This is a genomic window from Curtobacterium sp. A7_M15 (assembly GCF_030705415.1).
Lineage (GTDB): Bacteria > Actinomycetota > Actinomycetes > Actinomycetales > Microbacteriaceae > Curtobacterium.
The window spans coordinates 1-26344 of record NZ_JAUZED010000024.1; the positions used below are offsets into that span (position 1 = coordinate 1).

At 71.2% G+C, this 26344-nt stretch carries 18 protein-coding genes, 1 other RNA gene and 1 pseudogene; 8 read left to right on the top strand and 12 right to left on the bottom strand.

Translation table 11 applies throughout. The features are described 5' to 3' along the window. Positions 1-45: 45 nt before the first annotated feature. From glgB to Q7F20_RS06610, 3 genes are all read right to left on the bottom strand, one after another. Positions 46-2760, bottom strand: a complete 2715-nt coding sequence (glgB, locus tag Q7F20_RS06600) for a 1,4-alpha-glucan branching protein GlgB (RefSeq protein WP_305739323.1) — start codon at positions 2758-2760, stop codon at positions 46-48. After that, positions 2757-4757 (bottom strand): alpha-1,4-glucan--maltose-1-phosphate maltosyltransferase, encoded by a 2001-nt coding sequence (locus Q7F20_RS06605; protein WP_305739324.1) that lies wholly within the window; start codon positions 4755-4757, stop codon positions 2757-2759. The genes glgB and Q7F20_RS06605 overlap by 4 nt, the downstream gene beginning before the upstream one ends. A 141-nt stretch (positions 4758-4898) precedes the next feature. Continuing rightward, positions 4899-6917, bottom strand: a complete 2019-nt coding sequence (locus Q7F20_RS06610) for a glycogen-debranching protein (protein WP_305739325.1) — start codon at positions 6915-6917, stop codon at positions 4899-4901. A 59-nt stretch (positions 6918-6976) separates the two neighbouring features. Between Q7F20_RS06610 and Q7F20_RS06615 the strand changes: the two genes are divergently transcribed. The 8 genes from Q7F20_RS06615 (at position 6977) to Q7F20_RS06650 (ending at position 15313) form a co-directional block, all read left to right on the top strand. Beyond that, positions 6977-8140 carry a cysteine desulfurase family protein gene (locus Q7F20_RS06615; RefSeq protein ID WP_305739326.1) on the top strand — a complete coding sequence of 388 codons (1164 nt, stop codon included), beginning with the start codon at positions 6977-6979 and terminating at the stop codon, positions 8138-8140. A 242-nt stretch (positions 8141-8382) separates the two neighbouring features. After that, entirely contained in the window at positions 8383-9492 is a 1110-nt protein-coding gene (prfB, locus tag Q7F20_RS06620) for a peptide chain release factor 2 (protein ID WP_305739327.1), read from the top strand. A gap of 51 nt (positions 9493-9543) precedes the next feature. After that, positions 9544-10299: a cell division ATP-binding protein FtsE gene (gene ftsE / locus Q7F20_RS06625; RefSeq protein WP_305739328.1), complete on the top strand. Its 756-nt coding sequence runs from the start codon at positions 9544-9546 to the stop codon at positions 10297-10299. Continuing rightward, a complete protein-coding gene (gene ftsX / locus Q7F20_RS06630) occupies positions 10296-11210 on the top strand; it encodes a permease-like cell division protein FtsX (RefSeq protein ID WP_305739329.1) in 915 nt (304 codons plus the stop codon). The genes ftsE and ftsX overlap by 4 nt, the downstream gene beginning before the upstream one ends. 404 nt (positions 11211-11614) lie before the next feature. Beyond that, the gene (smpB, locus tag Q7F20_RS06635) at positions 11615-12091 is read left to right on the top strand and encodes an SsrA-binding protein SmpB (protein WP_305739330.1); all 477 of its coding nucleotides are present in this window, start codon (positions 11615-11617) and stop codon (positions 12089-12091) included. Between the two features lie 96 nt (positions 12092-12187). Next, positions 12188-12565: a transfer-messenger RNA gene (gene ssrA / locus Q7F20_RS06640) on the top strand. Between the two features lie 156 nt (positions 12566-12721). Further along, positions 12722-13522 (top strand): hypothetical protein, encoded by an 801-nt coding sequence (locus Q7F20_RS06645; RefSeq protein ID WP_305739331.1) that lies wholly within the window; start codon positions 12722-12724, stop codon positions 13520-13522. A 126-nt stretch (positions 13523-13648) separates the two neighbouring features. Beyond that, positions 13649-15313, top strand: a complete 1665-nt coding sequence (locus tag Q7F20_RS06650) for an APC family permease (RefSeq protein ID WP_305739332.1) — start codon at positions 13649-13651, stop codon at positions 15311-15313. 28 nt (positions 15314-15341) lie between these two features. Here the strand turns inward: Q7F20_RS06650 and Q7F20_RS06655 are convergent, their stop codons facing one another. From Q7F20_RS06655 to Q7F20_RS06690, 9 genes and pseudogenes are all read right to left on the bottom strand, one after another. After that, positions 15342-16646, bottom strand: coding sequence for an LLM class flavin-dependent oxidoreductase (locus Q7F20_RS06655; protein ID WP_305739333.1), 1305 nt, complete (start codon positions 16644-16646; stop codon positions 15342-15344). Positions 16647-16649: 3 nt separating this feature from the next. After that, positions 16650-18041: an O-acetylhomoserine aminocarboxypropyltransferase/cysteine synthase family protein gene (locus Q7F20_RS06660; protein WP_305739334.1), complete on the bottom strand. Its 1392-nt coding sequence runs from the start codon at positions 18039-18041 to the stop codon at positions 16650-16652. Positions 18042-18236: 195 nt separating this feature from the next. Then, the gene (locus Q7F20_RS06665; protein ID WP_305739335.1) at positions 18237-18383 is read right to left on the bottom strand and encodes a hypothetical protein; all 147 of its coding nucleotides are present in this window, start codon (positions 18381-18383) and stop codon (positions 18237-18239) included. 155 nt (positions 18384-18538) lie between these two features. Further along, a pseudogene (locus Q7F20_RS18675) lies at positions 18539-18826 on the bottom strand (NUDIX hydrolase); the annotation flags it as partial. Positions 18827-18981: 155 nt separating this feature from the next. Continuing rightward, a complete protein-coding gene (locus Q7F20_RS06670) occupies positions 18982-19695 on the bottom strand; it encodes a M50 family metallopeptidase (RefSeq protein ID WP_305739336.1) in 714 nt (237 codons plus the stop codon). Further along, complete coding sequence (locus Q7F20_RS06675) at positions 19692-19826, bottom strand: hypothetical protein (RefSeq protein ID WP_261647065.1); 135 nt, start codon at positions 19824-19826, stop codon at positions 19692-19694. Before Q7F20_RS06675 ends, Q7F20_RS06670 begins: the two co-directional genes overlap by 4 nt. Before the next feature lie 29 nt (positions 19827-19855). Further along, a complete protein-coding gene (glmS, locus tag Q7F20_RS06680; protein WP_305739337.1) occupies positions 19856-21670 on the bottom strand; it encodes a glutamine--fructose-6-phosphate transaminase (isomerizing) in 1815 nt (604 codons plus the stop codon). A 462-nt stretch (positions 21671-22132) separates the two neighbouring features. Further along, positions 22133-24829, bottom strand: coding sequence for a LuxR family transcriptional regulator (locus Q7F20_RS06685; RefSeq protein ID WP_305739338.1), 2697 nt, complete (start codon positions 24827-24829; stop codon positions 22133-22135). A gap of 719 nt (positions 24830-25548) precedes the next feature. Beyond that, complete coding sequence (locus tag Q7F20_RS06690; protein ID WP_305739339.1) at positions 25549-26331, bottom strand: inositol monophosphatase family protein; 783 nt, start codon at positions 26329-26331, stop codon at positions 25549-25551. Positions 26332-26344: the final 13 nt, after the last annotated feature.

Genomic DNA, 26344 nt, shown 5'->3' on the forward strand with positions numbered 1-26344 from the left:
CGGTGCCAGCTGGCACCGCGCCTCCCGTCCGTCTCGTGCGCGCGTCTACCGCGCCAGCTTCAACCAGACCGCCCCGAGCGGCGGCACCACGAGGTGCGCGGACGCGGGGCGTCCCGCCCACGGGGTCTCTTCCGCCGTGACCACGCCGAGGTTCCCCACACCCGACCCGCCGTACTCCGTCGCGTCGGTGTTGAGGATCTCGTGCCAGGCACCGGCTGCCGGCAACCCGAAGCGGCGCTCGACCGGCACCCCGGAGAAGTTCACGAACACCGCCAGCCGGTCGTCGCCGTCCTTCCGCAGGAACCCGAGCGTCGAGTGCGGTGCGTCGCCGCCCTCGATCCACTCGAAGCCGTCGGCCGAGGCGTCGTGCGTCCAGAGCGCCGGCGTCTCGCGGTACACCCGGTTGAGCGACGACACCAGATCCTGCACGCCCCGGTGGCCCGGGTCGTCGAGGAGCCACCAGTCCAGCCCGCGGGCTTCGGACCACTCGGTCGACTGCGCGAACTCCTGCCCCATGAAGAGCAGCTGCTTGCCCGGGTGCGCCCACATGAACGCGAGGTAGGCCCGGACGTTCGCGAGCTTCTGCCACTCGTCGCCGGGCATCTTGCCGTAGAGCGATCCCTTGCCGTGCACGACCTCGTCGTGGCTGATCGGCAGGGTGAACTGCTCGCTGAACGCGTACACGAACGAGAACGTGATCTCGTCGTGGTGGTAGCTGCGGTACACCGGCTCGCGCTCGATGTACTGCAGCGTGTCGTGCATCCAACCCATGTTCCACTTCTGGCCGAACCCGAGGCCCCCCGCGCTGGTCGGCTGCGTCACGCCGGGCCACGAGGTGCTCTCCTCTGCGATCATCACGATCCCCGGGTAGCGCTTGTAGGCCGTGGCGTTCGTCTCCTGCAGGAACGAGATCGCTTCGAGGTTCTCGCGTCCGCCGTGGATGTTCGGCAGCCACTCGGTCCGTGAGTAGTCGAGGTACAGCATCGAGGCGACGGCGTCCACGCGGAGACCGTCGATGTGGAACTCCTCGAGCCAGTACAGCGCGTTCGCGACGAGGAAGTTCCGGACCTGCGGCTGCCCGAAGTCGAACACGTACGTGCCCCAGTCGAGCTGCTCGCCGCGTCGGGGGTCCGGGTGCTCGAACAGCGCGTGGCCGTCGAACTTCGCCAGGGCCCACTCGTCCTTCGGGAAGTGCCCCGGGACCCAGTCCATGATCACGCCGATGCCGGCGGAGTGCAGCCGGTCGACGAGGTACCGGAGGTCGTCGGGGGAGCCGAACCGCGCCGTCGGGGCGTAGTAGCCCGTGACCTGGTAGCCCCACGACCCGCCGAACGGGTGCTCGGCGAGCGGCAGGAACTGCACGTGGGTGAAGCCGGTGTACTGGACGTGGCCGATGAGCTGGTCGGCGACCTCGCGGTAGGACAGCCCGGGGCGCCACGAGCCGAGGTGCACCTCGTACACGCTCATCGGACGGTCGTGCGTGGTCGTCCGCGCACGGTGCTCCATCCACTGCGCGTCGCCCTCGGACCACTCGTGGTGGGACTCCTCGATCACCGAGGCGGTCAGCGGCGGCACTTCGGTACGTCGGGCGAACGGGTCGGCCCGCTCCACCCAGCCCGAGTCCGTGAGGAGCTGGAACTTGTACCGCTGGCCCACGAGCGCGCCGGGCCAGAACAGCTCCCACACGCCGAGGTCGGTCAGGCGGCGCATCGCGGTCGTGCGGCCCTCCCAGCCCTCGAAGTCGCCGATCACCCGGACGGCGGTCGCCCGCGGTGCCCACAGTGTGAACGAGACGCCCTCGACGCCGTCGACCGTCGTGACGTGGGCCCCGAGGTGGTGCCAGAGCTGCTCGTCGCGGCCCTCGCCGAAGAGGTGCAGGTCGAGTTCGCCGATCGTCGGGGGGAACCGGTAGGCGTCGTCGGTCGTCCAGGTGATGTCGTCGCTGTCGGTCGACGGGTCGGGGTCGTAGTCGGCCTCCACCCGGTACCGACCGAGTTCGTCGGCGGTCGCGCCGGCCCAGAGTCCGTCGCCCTCGTGCGTGAGCTCGACGTCGTCTCCGTCCGGTCGCACGATCCGCACGGCGGTGGCGAGGTGGCGGACCACCCGGACGCTCGTGCCGCCTTCGACAGGGTGCGGCCCGAGGACGTCGTGGGGCTGCGACCACCGGGCTTCGGCGACCTGTTGGCGGAGCCACTCCTCGAGGGGAGCGGGACGCGGGCCGGTGGCGTCCGCCGCCGCGTCCGTCGGACGGGAGGCGCGGGTCGACCCCGCCTCGCTCGTCGCGGCGAGCGGGCTGCCACCTTCGCTCGTGGGGGCGTCCGCCCCGTCGTCGGGCGCCGTCGACGGTTCGACGGACTCGTGCGCTTCAACGGACTCCTGCGCTTCGACGGGCTCCCGCGCTCCGGCGGACTCGCGCGCTTCGACGGCTTCCGTCGTGAGGTGCCGCGGGTGCGTCGTACTGGACGCGTGACCGGCGAGCGTCGCGGACTCCGGGACGTCGCGGTCCGGCGCTTCGCGAGGCGCGGGCGGGGCACCGGGCAGGTCCTCGCCCGGCGCCGAGACGCGTGGCTCGTAGCGCGGTTCGTCGGACTGTTCGGGGGCGACGTGCTCGACGGGGTGCGTCGGGCGCGGGGTGTCGGCCGGCATGCGGCGGGGCAGGACGGGCGGCGGGGGCGGCGGCACCGGCGGCACGCTCGGCCCCTGTCCCCGCTGCTGCGGCGCTGCCTTCGGTGCGTCGTCCTCGGGGTGGGTGTCGGTCATCGGTGGGGTCCCTCCACGACGAGCAGGTGCACGGGTTCCTGGAACGCGTCCAGGCGGACGTAGTTCGACGATCCCCAGACCCACCGTTGCCCGGTCACGACGTCGCGGACGTCGAACGCCTGCTCCGGGTCGAGGCCGAGGGCGGCGAGGTCGAGGTGGACCGTGGTCTCACGGGCCGAGTGGGGATCGACGTTCGCGACGACGATCACGGTGTCGTCGCGCCCCGAGCGGATGAACCGCCCGGGCAGGTGCTTGGAGTACACGACGATCGCCGGGTCCTCGGCGTCGTGCACGTGCAGGTTCCGGAGCTGGCGGAGCGCCGGGTGCGCCTGGCGGAACCGGTTGAGCATCGTGACGTACGGCGCGAGGCTCGCGCCCTCGGCCTCGGCCAGGGCGAAGTCGCGCGGCTTGTACTCGTACTTCTCGTTGTCGATGTTCTCTTCCGAGCCCGGGCGCGCGACGTCCTCGAACAGCTCGTACCCGGAGTACATGCCCCACGTCGGCGCTCCCGTGGCCGCGAGGGCCGCCCGGATCTTGTACCCGGCGCGGCCGCCGAACTGCAGGTACTCGGTGAGGATGTCCGGAGTGTTCACGAAGAGGTTCGGGCGCAGGTACGCGCTCGTCTCGTGCGAGAGCTCCTCGAAGTAGTCCGCGATCTCGTCCTTCGAGTTCCGCCACGTGAAGTACGAGTACGACTGCTGGAACCCGACCTCGGCGAGGGCGCGCATCATCGCCGGACGCGTGAACGCCTCGGCCAGGAAGACGGTGTCGGGGTGCTCGTCGCGGATCTCTCGGATGACCCGTTCCCAGAACCAGAGCGGCTTGGTGTGCGGGTTGTCCACGCGGAAGATGCGGATGCCGAACGAGATCCAGTGGCGCAGGACCCGCAGGACCTCGGCGACGATGCCCTCGGGATCGGTGTCGAACTGGATCGGGTAGATGTCCTGGTAGCGCTTCGGCGGGTTCTCGGCCGTGGCGATGGAGCCGTCCGCGCGCACCGTGAACCACTCCGGGTGCTCGGTGACCCAGGGGTGGTCGGGCGAGCACTGCAGCGCGAAGTCGAGGGCGACCTCCATCCCGGTGTTCTTCGCCGTCTCGACGAAGTCACGGAAGTCGTCCTCGGTGCCGAGGTCCGGGTGGATCGCGTCGTGCCCGCCCTCGGGCCCGCCGATAGCCCAGGGGCTGCCCGGGTCGTGCGGCCCGGGGGTCAGGGTGTTGTTCGGACCCTTGCGCGCGGTCGTGCCGATGGGGTGGATCGGCGGGAGGTACACCACGTCGAAGCCCATGCGGGCGACGCCCGGCAGTCGTCGTGCGGCGGTGCGGAAGTCACCGCTCTTCCACGAGCCGTCCGGGTTCTTCTTCGCGCCCTCGCTGCGGGGGAAGAACTCGTACCAGGCGCCCACGCCGGCGCGCGTGCGCTCGACGTCGAGCAGCTGCGTCGGCGAGTGCGTCCGGAGGGACGTCAGCGGCGCCTCGTCGATCTCGCTCGTGATGCGCGGGTCGTCGACCGCGGCGAGCCGTTCGGCCGGTTCGAGGTCGGTGTCGCGGATGCGCGCCGCGGCACGGGTCGCAGCGGGGGAGCCGGTCTCGTCGGCAAGTCGGTCGAGGAGCGCCGCTCCGTCGAGCAGGGTGGCCTCGGTGTCGACGCCCGCGGCGATCTTCAGGCGTGCGCCGTGCAGCCACGACGACCAGTCGTCCGCGTAGGACTCGACGTGCCACGTCCACACGCCGGTGTGGTCGACCTGGACGGTGGTCTCGTAGCGATCCGTCCCCGGGGCGACGAGCACCATCGGGACCGTCCTGGTGCCGCCGTCCGGTCGTTCGAGGACGAGGTCGGCTCCGATGACACCGTGCCCTTCGCGGAAGACGGTCGCACCGAACGTGATCACCTCGCCGTCGAACGCCTTGCCGGGGAAGCCGTTGGGCGTCGTCGGGGCGAGTTCGGTGATCGGGATGCGCCCGATCTTCGGTCGTCGGGGTCGGTCTGCAGTGGCCACGGAGCCGACGCTACCCGGCGAGCGCCTCCGCGTTCCCCGGAACGTGCCGTCCGTGGAGACCCGGGCGTGCCGTGGACCTGTGGAGGAGTGGTGGACGGCCGACCTGGCGGAACCGACCCGCGCCTCCTGGCCCGACCGCCGTCAGACGATCTCGAACACGTGGATGCCCGGCCCGTAGGCCGAGAACACCTGACCCGCGGGCCGGAGCCGCTCGTGGTCGCGGTGCTTCTCGCTCGACCACGCGAGCCGGTACCCGAGGACGTCCTCGCGCACCGGCAGGGAGATGTCCCGGGTGCGTCCACTGCCGTGCACGACCACGAGGACGCGGTCGAACGGCTCGTGCTCCGGCGTCGACTCGACGAAGTACTGCAGGGCACGGTGGATCGGCTGGTCCCAGCCCTCGGCGGTCATCGGGTTGCCGTCGGGTCCGTACCAGGACATCCGCGATGCGCCGGGGGTCTCCTGCCCCTCGACGCCGAACCGGGTCGGCCGGAGCGCGGGGTGTGCCGCGCGGAGCCGTGCGAGTGCGGCGACGGTCTCGGTCATGGACTCGGCGTCCTCGTCGTCCGACCAGTCGACCGGGGTGAGGTCCTCGGACACCACGTAGGCGTTGTTGTTGCCGTGCTGCGTCCGGCTCCGTTCGTCGCCGGCGGTCAGCATCGGCACGCCGGCGGAGAGCATGAGCGTGCCGAGGAGGTTCCGCATCGACCGGCCACGAGCCGCCCGCACGCCCCGGTCGGCGGTGTCGCCCTCGATCCCGTGGTTGAACGAGCGGTTGTCGTTCGAGCCGTCGCGGTTCTGCTCGCCGTTCGCCTCGTTGTGCTTGCGGTCGTGGGAGACGAGGTCGAGGAGCGTGAAGCCGTCGTGGGCGGTGACGAAGTTGATGCCCGCCAGCGGCCCGCGTGCCGTGTCGAACAGGCTCCGCGAGCCGGTCAGGGCCCCGGCGAGCGCGCCGATCCCCGTCGCGGGGGCGCCGTGCCGGCGTTCCTCGGCGATGTCGGTGAGCCAGAACTGTCGCACGGTGTTCCGGAAGCCGTCGTTCCACTCGCTCGTGCGCGCGCCGAACGAGCCCGTCCTCCACCCGTCCGGTCCGACGTCCCACGGCTCGGCGATGACCAGGGTGTCCTGCAGGGCCGGGTCGGTCCGGATCCGTTCGAGCAGCGGGTGCGCGGGGTCGAAGACGTGGTCGGCGTCGCGGCCGAGTGCCGCCATCAGGTCGAACCGGAAGCCGTCGACCTGCACCTCGCGTGCCCAGTACCGCAGGCTGTCGACGATGAGGTCTGCCGTGGCCTCGACCGACGTGTCGAGGGTGTTCCCGCACCCGGTGGTGTCGTAGTACGAGGCGCCGTCGGCGGTCCACCGGTAACGGTTCGCCCCGTCGATGCCCCGGAGCGAGGTCGTCGGGCCGCCGAGTCCTTCCTCGGCGGTGTGGTTGTAGACGACGTCGAGGACGACCTGGATCCCGGCGGCGTGCAGCAGCCGCACCATCCCCTTGAACTCGCGCAGCACCGCGGAGGCTCCCTCTGCTCGAGCACGGGGGGAGGCGTGGGCGGCGTGCGGCGCGAAGAAGCCGAGCGTGTTGTAGCCCCAGGCGTTCTCGCGACCGGCGTCCCGCAGCCACCGTTCGGTGTCGAAGGCGTGCACGGGCAGCAGCTCCAGCGTCGTCACGCCGATGCGGTGCAGGTGGGCGATGGTGCTCTCGTGGGCGATGCCGGCGTAGGTGCCGCGGAGGTCCTCGGGCACGGCCGGGTTCGTCGCCGTCAGGGTCCGGACGTTCGCCTCGTAGACCACGGCCCGGTCGAGCGGCGTCGACGGCTTCTCGACCCCGCCCCAGTCGAACGCGTCGTCGACCACGACACCGGTCCAGCGCGAGGCGGAGCCGCGCACGATCCCGCGGGCGTACGGGTCGAGCAGTGGGCGCGTGGCGTCGAACTCGTCGCGGGGGCCGGCGGGGCCGTCCACGAGCAGGTGGTAGGTGTCCCCGGGGACGACACCGGGGACGGCGCCCGCCCAGACGTCGCCGGACCGCGACAGCGGGAACGTCCCGAGCCCGTCGACCACGACCGACACGGCCGTCGCCGTCGCCGACCGCACCGAGAATCGTGGGACGTCGGCGGTCAGGAGGAACCCCGGGGTCTCGTCGATCGCCGTCTCGTGCATGCCCACCAGGGTACGAGGACCCGCGGGTATCCTGGAAACGCTCGTTCAGAGGGGTGCAGATGCCGGTCTACCTCGACCACGCCGCGACGACGCCGATCCTGCCGGAGGCGCTCGCCGCGTTCACCGCTGCGCTCGGCACCGTCGGCAACCCGTCGTCGATCCACAGTGCGGGGCAGCAGGCGAAGATGCTGCTCGAGGACGGTCGTGCCGCCGTCGCCGCCTCGCTCGACGCCGACCCGGTCGAGGTCGTCTTCACCTCCGGCGGCACCGAGAGCATCAACCTCGCCGTGAAGGGCTTGTTCTGGGCGCGGCAGCAGGACCGTCCGCGCCCGCGCATCGTCGTCCCCGGCGGGGAGCACCACGCGACCGTCGACACCGTCGAGTGGCTCGAGCGCCACGAGGGCGCGGTCGTCGACGTGGTCCCGTTGGACGCACAGGGGCGCGTCGACCTGGTCGCCCTGGAGGCGCGGCTCGCCGACGCCACGGACGTCGCCCTGGTCACGTTCCTGTGGGCGAACAACGAGGTCGGCACGATCGCGCCGGTCTCGCGGATCGTCGAGCTCGCGCACGCCGCTGGCGTGCCCGTGCACAGCGACGCGGTCGCCGCCTACGGGCAGGTCCCGGTGTCGTTCGCCACCTCGGGGCTGGACGCGCTGAGCGTGTCGGCGCACAAGATCGGCGGCCCGGTCGGCATCGGCGCGCTCGTGCTCGGCCGCCGCGCGAGCGTCGAGCCGCTCATCCACGGGGGCGGGCAGCAGCGCCAGGTGCGGAGCGGGACGCAGGACGCCCCGGCCGCCGCGGCCTTCGGGGTCGCCGCCTCGATGCCGCACGCGGACGTCCGGGCGATGCGGGACCGCCTCGTCGCCGGGGTCCGGGCGACGGTGCCCACCGCGGTGCTGATGGGGGATCCGGTCGACCGGCTCCCCGGCAACGCGCACTTCACGTTCCCGGGCTGCGAGGGGGACTCGCTGCTCTTCCTGCTCGACGCCGCCGGGGTGGCCGTGTCCACCGGGTCGGCCTGCCAGGCGGGCGTGCCGGAGGCCTCGCACGTCCTGCTCGCCATGGGGTTGTCCGAGCAGGACGCCCGCGGGGCGCTGCGCATCACGCTCGGGCACTCCACGACCGACGCCGACGTCGACGCGTTCCTGGCCGCGCTGCCGGACGCGGTGGCGCGCGCCGGGGCCGCGGGGATGGCGTCGAGGGAACCGCTCCTGGGACGCTGACCGGTCCGACGGGGCCGAGCCGCGCCTCCCGGGTGGCCTCCGGCCTGACTTGCGCCCCGTCGCTGGCTCGGGCGCCCCGTCGCTGGCTCTCGCGCCCCGCTGCGGGCGTTGCGCCCCGGTGAGGCGGGGGGGCGGGGGGGCCCCCCCCCCCCCCCGCCGGGGGGCGGCCAGCCCCGCCCGGGGGTGCAGTGCGTGGCGACCACGCGTCGGCGGGCCCTGGAGCACCGGTAGGATCGGTGATCATGGTCGAACTGGACTTCACCGAGCAGCTCTCCGCCCTCCGCGAGACCTTCGGCAACATCCGCTCGGTGGTCGACGTCGACCGCCTGCAGCGCGAGATCGCCGACCTCAGCGAGCAGGCCGGCGCCCAGGACCTCTGGGACGACGTCGAGCACGCGCAGCAGGTGACGAGCGCGCTCTCGCACCGCCAGGCCGAGCTCAAGAAGATCACCGACACCGAGCAGCGCATCGACGACCTCGAGGTCCTCGTCGAGATGGCGAACGAGGCCGACGACCAGGACTCCGCCGACGAGGCCGCCGCCGAGCTCAAGGCGATCCAGAAGACGATGGGCGACCTCGAGGTGCAGACGCTCCTCGACGGCGAGTACGACGACCGTCCCGCGGTGATCACGATCCGCGCCGGTGCCGGCGGCGTCGACGCTGCGGACTTCGCCGAGATGCTGCTGCGCATGTACCTCCGCTACTCGGAACAGCACGGCTACAAGACGACCGTGATGGACACGTCCTACGCCGAAGAGGCGGGCATCAAGTCCGCCACGTTCGAGGTCGACGCGCCGCACGCGTTCGGCACGCTCTCGGTCGAGGCCGGCACGCACCGACTCGTCCGCATGTCGCCGTTCGGTGCCGCGGGCAAGCGGCAGACGTCGTTCGCCGCGGTCGAGGTCATCCCGCTCATGCCGGAGACCGAGTCGATCGACATCCCCGAGAACGACATCCGCGTCGACGTGTTCCGGTCTTCCGGCCCCGGCGGTCAGTCCGTCAACACGACGGACTCGGCGGTCCGCCTGACCCACATCCCGACCGGCACCGTCGTCTCGATGCAGAACGAGAAGTCGCAGATCCAGAACCGTGCGGCGGCCATGCGCGTGCTGCAGTCGCGCCTCCTCCTCCTCAAGAAGGAAGAGGAGAACGCGAAGAAGAAGGAACTCGCCGGCAACATCACGGCGAGCTGGGGCGACCAGATCCGTTCGTACGTCCTCGCGCCGTACCAGATGGTGAAGGACCTGCGGAGCGAGCACGAGGTGAACAACCCCTCAGCCGTGTTCGACGGCGACCTCGACGGGTTCATCAACGCGGGCATCCGCTGGCGGAAGCAATCCGACGATTCCTGAGCCGCGCGCCTCGGTTGATTTCGGGGTGACGCGACCTACCCTGATCCGGTCATGATCAAATTCGACCAGGTCACCAAGGTGTACTCGGGCAACCCGAGCCCCGCCCTCGACGCCATCTCCCTCGAGATCCTCAAGGGGGAGTTCGTCTTCCTCGTGGGTGCGTCCGGGTCCGGCAAGTCCAGCTTCCTCCGCCTCGTGCTCAAGGAGGAGAAGCCGTCACGTGGACAGATCCACGTGCTCGGGCAGCGGCTCGGTGCGCTGTCGTCGCGCAAGGTCCCGTACTTCCGCCGCAACCTCGGCGTGGTCTTCCAGGACTTCCGACTCCTGCCGAACAAGAACGTGTTCGACAACGTCGCGTTCTCGCTGCAGGTGATCGGCAAGAGCAAGGGCTTCATCAGCGAGGCCGTCACCGACGTGCTCAAGCTCGTGGGCCTGGCCGGCAAGGCCACCCGCATGCCGCACGAGCTCTCCGGTGGTGAGCAGCAGCGCGTCGCGATCGCACGCGCCGTCGTCAACAAGCCGGCGATCCTCCTCGCCGACGAGCCCACCGGCAACCTCGACCCGACGACCTCGGCCGGGATCATGGCGCTCCTCGAACGCATCAACCAGGGAGGCACCACCGTGCTCATGGCGACCCACGACGCCAGCATCGTCAACCAGATGCAGCGCCGCGTCATCGAGCTCTCGAACGGGACCATCCTGCGCGACGAGCAGTCCGGCGGCTACCAGACCCAGGCCGTGCCGATCCAGCGCGCCAGCGTGTCCAACACCACCGGCATCCAGACCATCCCGGGGATCATCCGATGAGGCTCGGGCTCGTCATGTCCGAGGTCGGCTCGGGCCTGCGGCGCAACGCGTCGATGGTCGTGTCCGTCGTCCTCGTGACCTTCATCTCGCTCACCTTCGTCGGCACCGCGATCCTGCTCCAGATGCAGATCAACCAGATGAAGGGGTACTGGTACGACCGGGCGCAGGTCGCGGTCTACCTCTGCACCGACACCGACACCACCGGCAACTGCACCGGCGCCAAGGCCACCGACGACCAGCGCAAGCAGGTGCAGGAGCAGCTCGACTCGTCGACCCTCAAGCCGTACATCGAGAAGACGTACTACGAGGACCAGGACCAGGCGTACGACCGCTTCAAGCAGCAGTTCAAGGACTCGCCGGCGACGGAGTTCGTCAAGCCCGAGTACCTCAACGAGACGTTCTGGGTCAACCTGAAGAACCCGTCCCAGGCCGACGTGCTCGTCGAGAGTCTGTCGAAGGTCGCGGGCGTGCAGAGCGTGGTCGACCAGCGTGGGTACCTGCAGCCGATCTTCAACCTGCTCAACGCCTCGTCGTACACGGCGATCGGCATCGCGTCGCTGATGCTCATCGCCGCCGTCCTGCTCATCGCCACGACGATCCGGTTGTCCGCGTTCAGTCGACGGCGCGAGCTCGGCATCATGCGGTTGGTGGGCGCATCGAACCGGTTCATCCAGACACCGTTCGTTCTCGAGGGGGTGATCGCGGCCGCCATCGGTGCCGTCCTGGCCGGCGGGGCGATCGTCGCCGTGGTCTGGTTCTTCGTGCGGAACTACCTCGCGCAGCGGTTCTCGGGCACGGCGTTCATCGGCATGGGGGACGCGGCCGTCGTGGTGCCGTCGGTGATCGTGATCGGCATCGTGCTGGCCGGGCTGTCCGCCTTCGTCGCGATCCGCCGGTACCTGAAGGTCTGACGCGCGGCCGGTCGTGCCGTCCGGTCGTGCCGGCCGGTCGTGCCGGCCGGTCGGCGCTGGGCGAGACTCGGCTCTGCGGACAGTCTCGCGGCTCCGGGGGTGCGGAGGGGTGCGCCGAGGCGCGGCGCGGGGCGCGCGGGGGCGGCGTCGGTGGGCTCGCCGGCGCGTTTCGCTCGTGTGGACGGTGCCGGGGAAGCGACATGTTGCCGGAGGTACGCGCCGATGGTGCCGGTGGAGCGACAGTCCACACGAGAGTTCCGGCGGCAGACTGTCGCTTTCGCGGAAGCGGCTGCGCTCAGACCGGCGCGGCAGGTCGCGGCGCGCCGGGAAGGTGCGGCGAGTGCCGCGTGTTGGGTAGTCTGTGGGGCTGCGCATCGGCAGCGACCGGACGGAAGGGGACACGCATGGCGAAGGAACGCGGCGAGAAGATCGTGGCGACGAACCGTCGCGCGCGTCACGACTACCTGATCGAGGACACGTACGAGGCCGGCATGGTCCTGTCCGGCACCGAGGTGAAGTCCCTCCGCGAGGGGCGTGCCTCGCTCGTCGACGGGTACGCCTTCATCGACGGTGGAGAAGCCTGGCTCGACGCCGTGCACATCCCCGAGTACACCGAGGGTACGTGGAACAACCACGCGCCTCGGCGCAAGCGGAAGCTGCTCCTCCACAAGCAGCAGATCGTGAAGATCTCGCACAAGACGGCCCAGGGCGGCTACACGCTCGTGCCGTTGCAGATCTACTTCCACGACGGACGCGCCAAGGTGGAGATCGCGATCGCGAAGGGCAAGCGGGAGTTCGACAAGCGCCAGGCCCTTCGGGAGAAGACGGACAAGCGCGAGGCCGAGCGGGCCATGCGCACGCGGAACCGCATCGGGGAGTAGCGCCGGTGCAACTCAGTCCGATAGACTGAGTGACCGCTCCGACAGGGGCGTTGGCAACTCAACAGCGTGACAGCGGCTCGCACGTTCGGCCCGCATGGGGATGATCGGTTTCGACATTGCCTGTGTGCCGACGGGAAGCGGGCCGAGGACCCACGGTCATCTCGTCAACGATCCGTGGAAAACAACAAGTGCCAATTCCAAGCGCACTGACTTCGCTCTCGCTGCGTAAGCAGCCCAGCACATGAAGTCCGTCGGCCAGGTGACCGTCTTCTAACCTGAGTTCCGGCGTCATCCAGAGGACTTGCTGCACGGTTGCGCCTCAGGGCCGTGCGGGACTTGCACTGAGACTGGGCCCGTCGTCCTAGAAGCCGGTAGCAAAGGACGGGGCCGAGCAGAACGAATCATCCGGATACGCCCGTAGAAGACGTCGAATTGCAGCGATGGACGGGGGTTCGATTCCCCCCATCTCCACCATTCGCCGGACGACGAGCCGCTGTCACGCACCGCCACACCGAACGCCCCGACACCGTCCCCGGACGATGTCGGGGCGTTCGCTGTTCCGCCACCGGCGAGGACTACGATCCGCGACAGGCGCGGGAACACGCCCGCGCTGACGAACAGGAGGTCCACGTGGTGCAGGAGATCGCGATCCGAGTCCGTCTGCGGGAGCAGGAGCGTGTGGTGCTCGCCGACTACGAGCGGGCGGTCGCCTCGGTCGCGACGGTCGCCGCACTGGCCTCGTGGCTGCCGACACCCGACGCCCGGTTGGTCATCCGTGGGCGCGGGGCCGAGCCGGTCCGCCTCGAGACGGTGACCTACGGGTCGGTGATCGAGATGCTCGTCGTGCTCGACCAGCGGTCCGCGGCGGTCGAGCGTGGGGCGGCCGCGATCGCCGCGCTCATCGAGTCCGTCCGGCACGAGCACGTCGAGGACGACGTCTCGGGTGTCGCCGGCGAGCTCGACCGCCTCGACCGTTCGGCGCCCCGAGGGCGTTCCGTCGTCGAGCGGTCGCTCCGGGCCTTCCTCGAGGGCGCTCGCGCCGACGTGCTCGCGCGGAGGACGACGACGCGCGTCCGGGCGGCCCAGGCGCTCGTCCGGCTCGCCGAGGACGGGGCCTCGCTCGTGGTGGAGCGGGTGCAGGACGCCCTCGCGCCGACGCTCGAGGAGCACGAGGTGGACGTCCTCGCCGACACCGGGAGCGCGGTCGTCGTCGAGCCGGTGGACGGGGTGGCGTCGCCCGAGCCCGAGCCCGAGCCCGAGCCCGAGCCCAAGCCTGAGCCCTCCGTCAAGGCGAAGAAGCCGAAGAAGCAGGACAAGAAGAAGCAGGACAAGAAGAAGCAGGACAAGAAGAAGCAGGACAAGAAGAAGGACGACGAGAAGCAGGACAAGAAGAAGGGCAAGAAGAGCAAGAAGAAGAAGGACAAGAAGTAGCCTGAGGGCTTGTACAGCACATTTGTTTCCATTGTGTTAAACAATCCGACCAAAGTGCTGTCACAGTGCCAGAGTCGTTGAGCGCAACCCCCGTCCGAGGGGTCGCGCTGATCGACAGGAGCAACAGTGGCTACAACGACACAGGTGCTGCCGGACTCCGGCCTCAAGCGGAACGTCGGCTTCATCGGGCTCATCTGGGCCTCGACGGGGTCGATCATCGGCTCCGGCTGGCTGTTCGGTTCGCAGGAGGCCCTGAAGACCGCCGGTCCCGCCGCGATCATCTCGTGGATCATCGGTGGCGTGGCGATCCTCGTGCTCGCCCTCGTGCACGCCGAGCTCGGCGGGATGTTCCCGATCGCGGGCGGAACGGCGCGCTTCCCCCACATCGCCTTCGGCGGCGTCGCCGGAGCCTCCTTCGGGTGGTTCTCCTGGCTGCAGTCCGTGACGGTCGCCCCGATCGAGGTCGAGGCGATGATCAAGTACGCGCAGCACTGGCAGTTCGCGCACCCGTGGCTGCACACCGTGGTCATCAAGGGTGAGACCCAGCAGCTGCTGACCGGCGCCGGGATCGCGGTCGCGATCGTCCTGATGGCCGTCGTCACGGTGATCAACATGCTCAGCGTGAAGATCCTCGCGAACACGAACTCCGCGGCGACCTGGTGGAAGGTCGCCATCCCCCTGCTCGTCATCATCGTGCTGGCGTTCAGCGGGTTCCACGGCTCGAACTTCACGGCGGCGGACGGCTTCATGCCCGAGGGTGCGAAGGGCATCCTCGCCGCAGTGTCGACGTCGGGCATCATCTTCGCGTTCCTCGGCTTCGAGCAGGCGGACCAGCTCGCCGGCGAGGCCAAGAACCCGAAGCGCGACATCCCGCGTGCCGTCATCGGCTCGGTGCTCATCGGGCTCGTGATCTACCTGCTGCTGCAGATCGTCTTCCTCGGCGTCCTGCGCTCCGACGCGATCCAGGGCTCGTGGGCGACCGCCGACTTCACGAAGTACACCGGGCCGTTCGCCGACATCGCGATGGCAGCCGGCATCACGTGGCTCGCCGTCATCATCTTCATCGACGCGATCATCTCGCCGGCCGGTACCGGCCTGATCTACGTGACGGCGACGAGTCGCATCTCGTACGGGCTCAGCCGCAACGGCTACTTCCCGAAGGCCTTCGAGTGGACGACGAAGCAGGGCGTGCCGTGGGTCGGGCTCATCGTGGCGTTCGTCGTCGGGTGCGCGTGCTTCGCGCCGTTCCCGTCGTGGCAGGGACTCGTCAGCCTCATCACGAGCGCGTCGGTGCTGATGTACGCGGGGGCGCCGTTGGCACTGGGTGCGTTCCGGAAGCGGATCCCCGAGATCGAGCGCCCCTACCGGATGCCGGCCGCGACCGTGCTGTCGCCGATCGCCTTCATCGTCGCGAACCTGATCATCCTCTGGACCGGGTGGGACACCGACTGGAAGCTCGGGGTGGCGATCCTCATCGGCGCCGTCGTGATCATCCTGACCAACGTGTTCCGCGGTGCCTCGAGCGTCCGCCCGCGGTGGGACTGGAGGGCGGCGCAGTGGCTGCTGCCGTACCTGATCGGCATGGGGCTCATCGTGTTCCTCAGCGACTTCGGCCCGCTGACCACCCCGGTGTTCCCGCTGTGGATCGACATCCTCGTGGTGGCGGTGTTCTCCCTGGTCATCTACTACTGGGCGATCAACTCGGCGTCCGACCGCGACGAGATCCTCCGCACCGCCGAGGACGTCCGCGACGTCGAGGAGAGCGGCGTCGTGGAGGCGGTCCACCACTGAGACCGGTCCCTCCTCAGCGGGGCCACCACTAGAAGTCGAACAGGTTCTGCCGGATGCCTCCGGCGCCGTACTCCCGTCGCAGGAGCCCACGGCGCCGGAGCACCGGCACGAGGTCGCCGAGCATCCGGTAGACCTGCGCCGGGTGCAGGTCGCCCGAGAAGATGATGCCGTCGTTGTCCGCGTCCGCACCGAGCTCCTCGATGAAGTCGGCGAACTCGTCCGCGGTGCCGACGAACCCCTCGCGGGAGGCCACCCGACCCTTGCGGGCCTTGCGCTCGAGGAGCGTGCGCAGCGGTGCGTCGGGGGTGTCGCCCACGAGACCGCGGATCGTCCCCGCCGACACGTGGTCGCCGAACGTGCCCGCCGGGATCGGCGCGTCGAGGTCGAGCGCGAGCAGGTCGGTCTCCGAGTCGCTCGACCACGCGATCGCCGCGGTGCGCAGGTCGTCGTCGGACGGGTGCCGTGAGGCGTCCACCACACGGTCCGCCTCGGCCGCCGACGACACGATCTCGGGCTTGAGGACGAACAGGATCCGTAGGGCCTCCGCGGCGCGCCCGGCTTCGGCCGCGGCGGAGAGCACCCGCGCTCGGTAGTCCCGGACGGCCGCCGCGGACAGCGGTGCGAGCGCGAGTTGCACGTCCGAGTGCGTGCCCGCGAACGCCAGCCCGCGTCCCGAGCCACCGGGGGAGACCACGATCGGGTCGGAGTCCAGCGGGAGGGCGTTGAGCGGGCCGTCGGCGGTGAAGTACGCGCCCTCGTGGTGGAAGGCGTCGAGGGCGTCCCCGTCGGCGAAGGTCCAGTCCGTCGGGTCCCCGATGAACCCGGACCCCCACGAGTGCCAGAGGCGCCGCACGAGCTGCAGCCACTCCTCCGCACGGTCGTACGCGGCGTCGTGCGGGAGCGGGGCGAGTCCGGCGTGCCGTGCGCTCCCGGTGTCGGTGACGACGTTGACGCCGAAGCGGTCGCCGGAGAGGTGCGCGAGCGTCGAGAACTGCCGTGCCGCGAGGTAGGGCGGCGTGAACCCGGCGTTCACGGTCGGCGCGATGCCGATGTGGGACGTCGCGGCGAAGAGGTACGGCGCGAGCAGCAGCGGGTCGTGCTTCGGGCCGCCGTACGCCTGCCGGATCCGCAGGTCCAGGGTCGACGGGTTGCCGAGCGAGATCGCGTCCTCGGCGATGACGAGGTCCATGCCGGCCTGCTCGAGGGTGCGGACGGACTGCTGGTACAGGTCGGGCTTCGTCCAGTCGTGTCCCCAGTCCCAGTCGGACCGGCCCCACGCCTGCGGGCCGAACCCGCGCGAGAAGAAGTACCCGAAGTGCTGCAGTCCTGCCATTGCCTAGAGTTCCTCCGCGATGACGTGGTTGCCGGGGACGGCGTGTTCCAGGGAGGCGAGCTCCGAGTCGGGGTCGACCCGCGCCTCCTGGACCGCCCCCGCGCCGCGCAACGCGGCGAACCCGCGCGACAGGTCCCGTCTCAGGTCCGCGACGTCCTCGATGCCGACCGACAGCCTGATGAGGCCGTCGTCGATGCCCTGGTCGACGCGCTCCTGGGGCGTCTTGCCGGCGTGGGTCGTGGTGGCGGGGTGCAGGATCAGCGAGCGGACGTCGCCGAGGTGGGTCATGCGGCTGAACAGCTGGACGCTGTCGATGAAGGTCCGCGCGGCGGCTTCGCCGCCGTCCAGCGTGAACGCGAAGACGGAGCCGGCACCGCGCGGCAGGTAGCGCTGGGCGAGGTCGTGGTACGGACTGGAGGCGAGACCCGCGTAGTCGACGCTCGTCACCTCCGGCTGCTGCTCCAGGAAGGACGCGATCGCCAGCGCGTTCGCGCTGTGGCGTTCCACGCGCAGGGACAGCGTCTCGATGCCCTGGCGGAGCAGGAAGGAGTTGAAGGGGGAGGGCGTCGGACCGATGCGGGACGCGACGACATCGCGTGCGAAGACGATGAACGCTCGGCTGCCGTAGCGCTCGACGTAGCTCTCGCCGCCGAGCGACCGCTCCGGGCTGGTCAGGTGCACCCACCGCTCGGGGGAGGCGGACCAGTCGAAGGTGCCGCCGTCGACGACCACGCCGCCGAGCCCGGCACCGTGGCCGGAGAGGAACTTCGACGCCGAGTGCACGACGACGTCGGCGCCGTGGTCGACCGGACGCACGAGGTACGGCGTCGCGAGGGTGTTGTCGACGATGAGCGGCACACCCGCACGGTGCGCGGTGTCGGCGACGCCGGTGATGTCGAGGACGTCGTTCTTCGGGTTCGGGATCGTCTCGGCGAAGAAGGCCTTCGTGTTCGGGCGGACGAGTCGCCCCCACTCGTCGAGGTCGCGCTGGTCCGCGACGAAGTCGACCTCGATCCCGAAGCGCCCGAGGTTCTGCACCAGCAGGCCCTTGGTGCCCTCGTAGATGCTGCGCGCCGCGACGACGTGGTCGCCGGCCTGCAGGATGCCGAGGAACGCGACGGTGGCGGCGGCCTGCCCGCTGCCGACCAGGATCGCCTCGACACCGCGTTCCAGCAGGGCGACCCGGCGCTCGACGTCCGCGTTCGTGGGGTTGCCGAGCCGGGTGTAGGTGTAGCCGTCGTCGGTCCCGGCGAAGCGGTCGCGGGCCTGGTCGAAGTCGTCGAACAGGAACCCGGAGGACATGTGGATGGCGGGGACCCTCGCACCGTGGCCCTGGTCGGGCTGGAACCCGCCGTGCACCTGTTCGGTCGCGAAACCGTGCGCCTCGTCCGTCACGGGACACCTCCTGCCGTCGTCGTTCCGATACTCTCGCAGGCTTCCCCCGGCGGTTCCCGTTTGCGGCGTTCCGTTACGGCGGGCGGGGCGCTTTCTGGGAGACGGCATCCGTCGATCGCAGCGTGTCACGTCGGAAGGTGCGCCGCACCGGACTGGAGGCGCGGGTCGGCGCCGCCCCGCGCCTCCAGTTCGGTGTCAGTCGCGGTGCGCGACCGTGGCGACCACCGCGGTCAGGCGTGCGGGCAGCCCCGGCGCGAGGCCCTCGGGCAGTGCGTCGAGGGTGAACCACCGGACGTCGTCGCTCTCGTCGCTGACGGTGGTCGCCTCGGCAGGATCGACCACGGCGACGAAGCCGACGTCCCAGTGCGCGGCGCAGGCGAAGCCGCCGTGCAGGTCGTGACGGTCGAGATCAGCGACGGTCGTGGCGAGCAGGTCGAGGTCGGCAGGCCGGACTCTTCGCGTGCCTCGCGGCGGGCCGCATCGGCGAGGTCGCGGTCGCCCGGTTCGAGGTGTCCGCCGAACTGCACCCAGAACCGGCCCTTGCGGTGCAGACACAGCAGGACGCTCCCGAGGTCGGGCGAGAACACGAAGCACGACGCGGTGAGGTGCTCCGGACCGCCGTCGCGTCGGAGTGCCGCGTCCCCGTGGGCTCGCACGAAGGCGAGGAAGCGGTCACGGGCGGGCGCCGACGTGTCGGCGAGGGTGGCGGTCACGTCGTCGAGGTGCACCGTGCCATCGTCGCAGGGTGGGGCGTGTGGGGTGGTGCGTTCGCAGTGGTGCGACATCGTCGACGTCGTACGACAGCGGGCTCGTCGTTGCTGCGCGCGTGCAACTGTTGCGTGCGCGGGATTGCGACTCCGTCGATGTCGTACGACAGCGAGGTTGTCGTTCCGAGTCGGACCGGCGCGACCCCGGCCCCGCGCGACCCCGACCCTGCACGTCAGAGCAGCGCGCGCACCCCGTCGGCCACGGTCGCCCACACCTCGAGCAGCGGCGCGCGCGCGAGCCACACCGCGCCCGCGTTCACCGCGAGGAACAGCACGAACCACATCGTCGCCGGCACCCGCATCTCGGCAGCCGCGATGTGGAAGTCGGTCTGCACGCGGGCCCCGGTCGCGAGCCACCGGGCGACCTGCACGACCGAGCGCAGCCCGTCCACGACGAAGAACGCGCCGACCGCCGCGACCACGAGCACGGTGGTCTCGGACGGGCGCAGGGCGACCCAGAGCGCGAGCGCGTCGAAGCCGAGCACCACGAGGATGCCGAACCAGTTCCGGACGAACGCGAGCGCGACGAGCCCGACGACGCCGAGGACCACGACGGGCACCCACCTGGCCCCGTGCAGCACCCCGGTGACGAGCAGCACGCCGGCCCAGAGCGGCGCGCTGTACCCGGCGTACAGGTTGACGATCCGTACGAGCCACCGGATCGCACCGGGGACCCGGCCGAGCTGGACCCATGCCTCGCCGGACCCGTCGGGGTGCAGCTCGATGCGCTGGATGCGTCCGCCGAACGGCACGACGACGACGGCGTGCCCGACCTCGTGCGCGATGGTCGCCGCGATGCGGGCCACCCGGCCGACGAACGGCACGAAGGGCAGGACCGCGCCCACGAGGAGCGCGACGACGACGAGGGGCGGGGCTGCGGTGGTCAAGGGACCAGGATCGCAGCCCCGTCCGTGACGAACCCGGCAAGACCCTGGGGGAGCAACGACGGCACCAGGGTCGCGGCGATCACGATGACCGTCGCGACGATGGCGAGCGCCGTGAGGACGGCGAGGAACACCGTCAGGCGGGACCAGCGCGTGTGCCTGGCTATTCGACCGTCACCGACTTCGCGAGGTTCCTCGGCTTGTCCACGTCGCACCCGAGCTGGAGCGCGAGTTCGCGGGCGAGCATCTGCAGGGGGACGACGGCCTCGAGCGGACCCCACGGGGCGGTCGCCCGACCCCAGGCGAGGTCCCCGACGACGCGACGGCCGAGGGCCGGGATGTCCGCGTCCTCGCCGCCGATGGTGATGACGAAGCCGCCGCGGGCACGGACCTCGGCGATGTTCGCCTTCAGCCGGTGGTCCCCGTGGTCGACGACGACCACGGGGGTCCCCTCGTCGACGAGGGCGAGCGGGCCGTGCTTCAGCTCGCCCGCCGGGTAGGCCTCGGCCCACCGGTAGCTGAGCTCCTTGAGCTTGAGCGCGCCCTCCGCCGCGTACGGCAGCCCGGCACCGCGGCCGAGGAAGAGGAAGCCGGTCGCGTCCTTGACGCTCGACACGAGCAGCGGGATGCGGTCGGCGGCGATCGCAGCGGCGTGGTCGATGCGGGCCGGGAGGTCGGAGAGCTCGCCGACGAGGGCCGCCGCACGCTCACCGTCGATCCGACCCGACGCGACGAGCGCCGAGATCATCGCGGCGACGCCGACGACGACCTGCGCGGTGAACGTCTTCGTCGCGGCGACACCGATCTCCGGGCCGGCGTGGCAGTCGAGCACGGCGTCGGCGCGACGGGCGAGCGACGAGTGCACGTTGTTCGTGAGGGCGAGGACCGGGTGCCGGTCCTCGAACCGGTCGAGCGCTCGGAGGACGTCTGCGGTCTCGCCCGACTGGCTGATCGCGACCACGAGCGTCCCCGGGCCGAGCACCGCCTGGTCGGCCTCGCTCGCGACGACGATGTCCGTGGGCACGCCGCCGATGCCGCGGAGCGCGGTGGCGATGACCTGCCCGGCGTTGAGCGAGGTACCGCACGCGACGATCGCCAGCCGGTGGAACCCGGGGAGCCCCAGGCCGACCCACATGCTGCCGTCCGCGGCCCGGCGGGCGACGCGGTCGAGGATCGAGGCGACGACCTCGGGCTGCTCCTCGATCTCCTTCGCCATGTGGTCCGGGTGGTCGCCGAGCTCGAGCGCGGTCGCGGCGAAGGGGGACGGCGTCGGGAAGGGCACCGGCACCGTGATGCCGGAGGAGGACCACGTCCAGGCTTCGCCGAGTTCGACGACGTCGCCGTCGCGGAGTGCGACGAAGGTCTCGCACCACTCGGCGATCGCGCCGATGTCGCTCGCGACGAAGTCCCCGCGAGCGGACCGCGCGACGACGAGGGGGGAGCGCTCGGCGGCGACGACCATGCGGCCGTCGCGGGCGTCGAGCACCACGATCGCCCACGAGCCCTCGAGCTGCGCGGTCGCGATCTGCACCGCGAGCATGAGGTCCGGGTCCACCGCGAGCGCGCGCTCGACGAGGTGCGCGATGACCTCGGAGTCGACGTCCGACGAGAACACGTGCCCCTGGCGCTCGAGCGTCTCGCGGAGCCGGACCGCGTTCTCGATGATGCCGTTGTGCACGATGCTGATCCGGCCGGAGCAGTCGGCGTGCGGGTGGGCGTTCGCCTCGCGGACCACACCGTGCGTCGCCCACCGGGTGTGCCCGATGCCGACTCCCGTCAGCGCGTCGCCGGAGCGTGCGGCGACGAGCGTGCGCAGGTCACCGACGCGCGAAACGGACCGGATGGTCTCGGTGCCGCCGTGGGCGGTCCGGACGGCGATGCCCGCCGAGTCGTACCCGCGGTACTCGAGTCGTTCGAGTCCGTCGAGCAGGTAGGGGGACGCGTCGTCGCTGACGCGGGCCGCGATGATGCCGCACATCTGGTTTCCCTTCGGGTGGGAGGAGCAGCTCGGGTGGGGGAGTGGGAGCGTTGCGGCACCGACCGCCGTCGGGTCTGCCGTGCGTCCGGTCCGCCGGCCCGGGCCGCCGCCCGTCCTCGGATCAGGCGAGGACGGACGGCGGCGTTCGTGGGCCGACGGTTCGGGTACCGGACGGGGTACCACGGGCGGGCTCCCGGGGGAGCACGGCGGTCGGTGCACGAGAAGCATCACCCGCGGGTCGGTGACACGGCAACGGTGGTCGCCCGCTCTTGCGGTTCCCCGCGTGCGGTCCTCTCTTCGGCGGACACGGCGTGCGGAGTTCCGCAACCGCCGCGACGCGCGCACACGACGAACGGGAGGCGGGGGGCGGGCGGGGGCCCCCCCCCCGCGCCCTCCCCGACCCGGGGGGGGGGGCCGCCGGCCCCCCCCCCCCCTCCCGTCCTGTGGTGGGTCGCGTCTCGACTACGTGAGCAGCGCGACCAGGTGCGAGCGCGAACGTGCGCCCACCTTGCGGTAGATCTGCGTCAGCCGCAGCTCCACCGTCCGCTGCGACATGAACAGCGACGACGCGATCTCGCGGTTGCGGTACCCCTCCGTCACCTTCTGCACGACCGCGCGCTCCTCCGCCGTGAGCGAGGTGAGCACGGCCGAGGCGTCCGGAGCGCTGCGCGGCGTCCCGGGGACCTGTGCGGACAGCACCGGAGCGGACCGGAGCGACGTGGACGAGCCGAAGGCCGGCATCGCGACCGTCGCGACCGGGGTGGCCAACGGACGCCGGAGCCCCGCGGCCTCGTACGCCGCAGCGGCGGCCGCACCGAGCCGCGGACGCTCCGTCGGGGTGCCCACGGCGGCGAGCGCCGCGAACGTCCGAGCGCGTTCGAACTGCGAGTCGTGCGGCTGGAACAGCTCCAGCGCACGCCGACGCGCGGTGTCCCGGGTGGTGTCGTCGGCGACCAGCGCGAGACTCCGCGCCAGGACGAGTGCACCCCAGCGCGACGGGCGGGCGTGGTGGTCAGCGGCGAGGCGAGCGGTGATCGCCCGTGCGTCGTCGATCCGGTCGAGGCGCACGTAGGCCTCCACCAGGTCGCCGAGGTGCCGGAGCACCGCCGGGTTCCGCAGCGAACGACCGATGGCGTCCGCAGCCTCGAGCGAGGCCGCGGCCTCGTCGAGACGACCGTCGAGCAGCAGGACCCGGCCACGCAGGGCGTGGAGCTTCGCGGTCGCGCCCCACAGGCGGTTCGTGGACCGCTGCGCGAGGCACCGGTCCAGGACCTCGAGCGCCTCGGCGGAGCGTCCCTCGGCGAAGTGCCGCCAGGCGAGGGCGATGGCACGGGACGGCTCGCGGAGCCGCTCGACCACCGACGAACCGGCTTCCCAGACGTCGATCGCGCGGAGCGCCTGCCGGAAGTTCCCGGAGCGCACCTCGTTCTCGGCCGACAGGTAGCGGGCGGCCTCGGTCCACACCGGCAGTGCCTCCTGGCCCCGCGCGAGGACGAGGGCGAACACGCGACGAGCACTGCGGTAGCGCTCGGCGATGCTCAGCGCGTGGGCGAGGAGCAGCAGTGCCGGCTCGGACATGCTGATCAGCGTCGTGGTCGACAGTCCGTCGTGCAGCGCCGTGTCCGGCGGGAGGGTCCCGTCGACGGCGGCGACGAGTTCCTGCGCCGTCGTCGTGATCTCGACGGTGTGCGGGGACGCCGACGCGCGCAGCGGTTCGGCACGTGCGAGCAGGTCCCGTGCGTGGTCGAGCTCCCAGGCCTCGGCCCGGAAGGACGCCACCATCGCGAGGAGCCCGGCGAGCGCGTCCGCCTCGGCGGCGTTCTCCGGGTCCACCGGCACGAGGAGCTCGTCCGCGTGCACGGCGTCGCCGCTCAGGTACTGCACCGAGTACGACAGCCGGAGCCGCCGCGTCTCGTCCGCGGTCGACCGGAACGGGCGGATCGCCGCGAGGTACCGCGCGGCGAAGCCCAGCAGGCGGTTCGCCAGCAGTGCCTCGGCCACACCGAGGAGCGCAGCGTGCTCGTCCTCGTGGCCCGAACCGATGTGCAGTGCACGCTCGGTGAGCACGACCGCGGCCTGGGCGTTGCCGTCCACGACGTACGAGCGGGCCGCTCGGAGCAGCGCGACCACGTCCGGGACGTCGTCCACGAAGCTGCGGTGCCACGCCGACGCCCGCGGGTCGTGCTCGGCGCTCGCCGCAGCGAGCTCCGTGTGTGCGGCGCGACGGTCCCGTGCGGGCATGCGCCAGTACAGCGCGGACCGGACCAGGGGGTCGCGGACCGTGACGGTCTGCCCCTTGACGGTCGTGAGTCCGGCGTGTGCCAGGTCGTCGAGCTCGTCGCGGTCCCACCCGCTGGTCTTCGCCACGGGGACGAGGGCCAACCGTGCCAGGACGTCCAGATCTCGTCCTGCGGTGGAACCGAGCGCCAGGGCCGCGATGGCCTCGGTCGTCGGGGTCGGGCGGAGCGGCAGCACGAGCGGCTCGGAGCCGTTCAGCTGTTCGCGACTGAGTACGGCGAGCTGCTCACGCAGTGCGCCGGGGTTGCCGCCGGTCTCCTCGGCGAGGACGGCGAGGACGCCGTCGTTCGCCTCTTCCGGTGCCATGGCACGGGCGAGCACGAGTGCTTCGTCCGAGGGCAGCGGTTCGATCCGGAGCGTCGGCAGGGCCGCGAGCGGTCCGTCCGACGGCACGGTGCGCACCGTGGCGACGACACGCAGTGCCGTCCCGGCGAGCCTGGACGCGAGGAACGCGATGAGCTCCTGGCTCTCCACGTCCATCTGGTCGAGGTCGTCGATCAGCACGAGCGTCGGCGGCAGGGTGAGGGCGTGCACGGCGTCGAGGAAGTCGTGCGCTGCCGCCAGCCCCGGCGTCTGCCGGTCGACGGGAGCGCCTCCCTGCAGGAGGTGCGCGATGTGGGCCGTCGCACGCGGATCGTCGAGCGCGGTGAAGAGCGAGGTCACGCCGGCCAGGGGCCAGTGGGACTCGCTCCCGTTCACGCCGACGCGGACGACGGGGAGGGAAACACGGTCCGAGACCGCGTCGAGGACGCTGCTGCGTCCGGAACCGGGGTCGCCGACGACGACCATCGCGGACTCACGAGGGAGTACAGCGAGGGTCGCGATCCGGTCGACCTCGAGACGGCGACCGGTGAGTGCCATGACTCACCGGCCTCCGGGCCCGGAAGCGGATGCAGCGGAGGAGAGGGACCGGTCGGTGGCACGGCGGGTGACCGCGCGCAGAGCCGGACGTGGGGCACGCAGGGAAGAACGCGTGCCGGGACTGTCGGAAACGGAATGCGGATGACGAGTGAGGGTGCACTCGGTTCCGCTCGGGAACGATGAAGTCATCGTCTGTATCACCCCTCGGGTTAGGGTCTTCGGACGAAACAACGACCGGTGCGGCATCCCGTTCGGAGCTAGGGACTCCGAAGCGGCACCTGACCTGTCGCCTGCAAGCAAGATAACTCAGGTTCTGGTCCGGGTGGCCGGTCTCCGCAATCTGTTGTCCACCTGCGGTGTCCCCAGTACGGGGGGACACGTGCCCCCCTCGGGGGTGGTTTCGCGCTTGACGTCGGCGGATCGCGGTACGAGATCGGGGTACAGCGGGTGTCCGTCGTGGGGTGGACCGGTGGGTGGGGGTCGGGTGGGCGGGTCGGTCGGGCGGGTCGTCGGGTCGCCGGGTCGGGCGGGTCGGTCGGGTCGGTCGGGCGGGCCGACTCGGAACGACATTGTCGACGTCGTGCGACATCGACGTTGTCGACCGTGCGCGGCCGCAACTGTTGCGCGCGCGGTGCAGCGACGAGACCGCTGTCGTGCGACATCGACGTTGTCGCACGACAGCGCGCGCAACAGTTGCACGCGCTGGACGGTCCCAGCGGTCAGCGCCGGATGACGTCGACCACGGCGTCGTGCACGAGGCCGTTCGTCGCGAGGGCGCTGCCGTGCCAGGGGCCGGGATCCCCGTCGAGCGAGGTGAAGCGTCCGCCGGCCTCCTCGACGATCGGCATGAGCGCCGCCATGTCCCACGGCTTGAGGTCGGGTTCGCCCGCGACGTCGAGGACGCCCTCGGCCACGAGCATGTACGACCACATGTCGCCGTACGCCCGGGTGCGCCAGACCTTGCGGGAGAGTGCGACGAGGGCCTCCAGGCGGTCGTCGTCGTCCCACTGCTGGATGCTGTTGTAGCTCAGGCTGGCCTCAGCGAGGGAGTCGACGCCGGAGACGTGCAGGGGACCGTCGAAGGAGTGCGCGCCGAGGCCCTCGGCCGCCCACCAGCGCTTGCCGAGGGCGGGCGCGCTCACGACGCCGAGGACCGGCCGCCCGTCCACCGCGAGCGCGATGAGGGTCGCCCAGACCGGGACGCCGCGCAGGTAGTTCGCGGTGCCGTCGATCGGGTCGACCACCCACTGCCGGTGACCCTCGCTGACGGCCTCGGCACCGGTGTCCGCGGTGGTCTCCTCGCCGAGGAAGGCGTCGTCCGGGCGCTCGGAGCGGAGCCGCTCGCGGAGCGCCCGTTCGACTGCCTGGTCGGCGTCGGTGACGTGGGTGCTGTCGGCCTTCTTCGACACGTGCAGGTCGGCGGCGCGGAACCGCTCGAGGCTGATCGCGTCGGCGGTGTCGGCGAGGGAGCGGGCGAAGTCCAGGTCGGCGCTGAGGTCCACGGTCGCCAGCGTA

Excerpts from the sequence above, each read along its gene's own strand:
- glgB (WP_305739323.1), bottom strand. The coding sequence starts at position 2,760 with ATGACCGACACCCACCCCGAGGACGACGCACCGAAGGCAGCGCCGCAG.
- Q7F20_RS06610 (WP_305739325.1), bottom strand. The coding sequence starts at position 6,917 with ATGCACGAGACGGCGATCGACGAGACCCCGGGGTTCCTCCTGACCGCC.
- Q7F20_RS06615 (WP_305739326.1), top strand. The coding sequence starts at position 6,977 with ATGCCGGTCTACCTCGACCACGCCGCGACGACGCCGATCCTGCCGGAG.
- prfB (WP_305739327.1), top strand. The coding sequence starts at position 8,383 with ATGGTCGAACTGGACTTCACCGAGCAGCTCTCCGCCCTCCGCGAGACC.
- ftsE (WP_305739328.1), top strand. The coding sequence starts at position 9,544 with ATGATCAAATTCGACCAGGTCACCAAGGTGTACTCGGGCAACCCGAGC.
- ftsX (WP_305739329.1), top strand. The coding sequence starts at position 10,296 with ATGAGGCTCGGGCTCGTCATGTCCGAGGTCGGCTCGGGCCTGCGGCGC.
- smpB (WP_305739330.1), top strand. The coding sequence starts at position 11,615 with ATGGCGAAGGAACGCGGCGAGAAGATCGTGGCGACGAACCGTCGCGCG.
- Q7F20_RS06655 (WP_305739333.1), bottom strand. The coding sequence starts at position 16,646 with ATGGCAGGACTGCAGCACTTCGGGTACTTCTTCTCGCGCGGGTTCGGC.
- glmS (WP_305739337.1), bottom strand. The coding sequence starts at position 21,670 with ATGTGCGGCATCATCGCGGCCCGCGTCAGCGACGACGCGTCCCCCTAC.
- Q7F20_RS06685 (WP_305739338.1), bottom strand. The coding sequence starts at position 24,829 with ATGGCACTCACCGGTCGCCGTCTCGAGGTCGACCGGATCGCGACCCTC.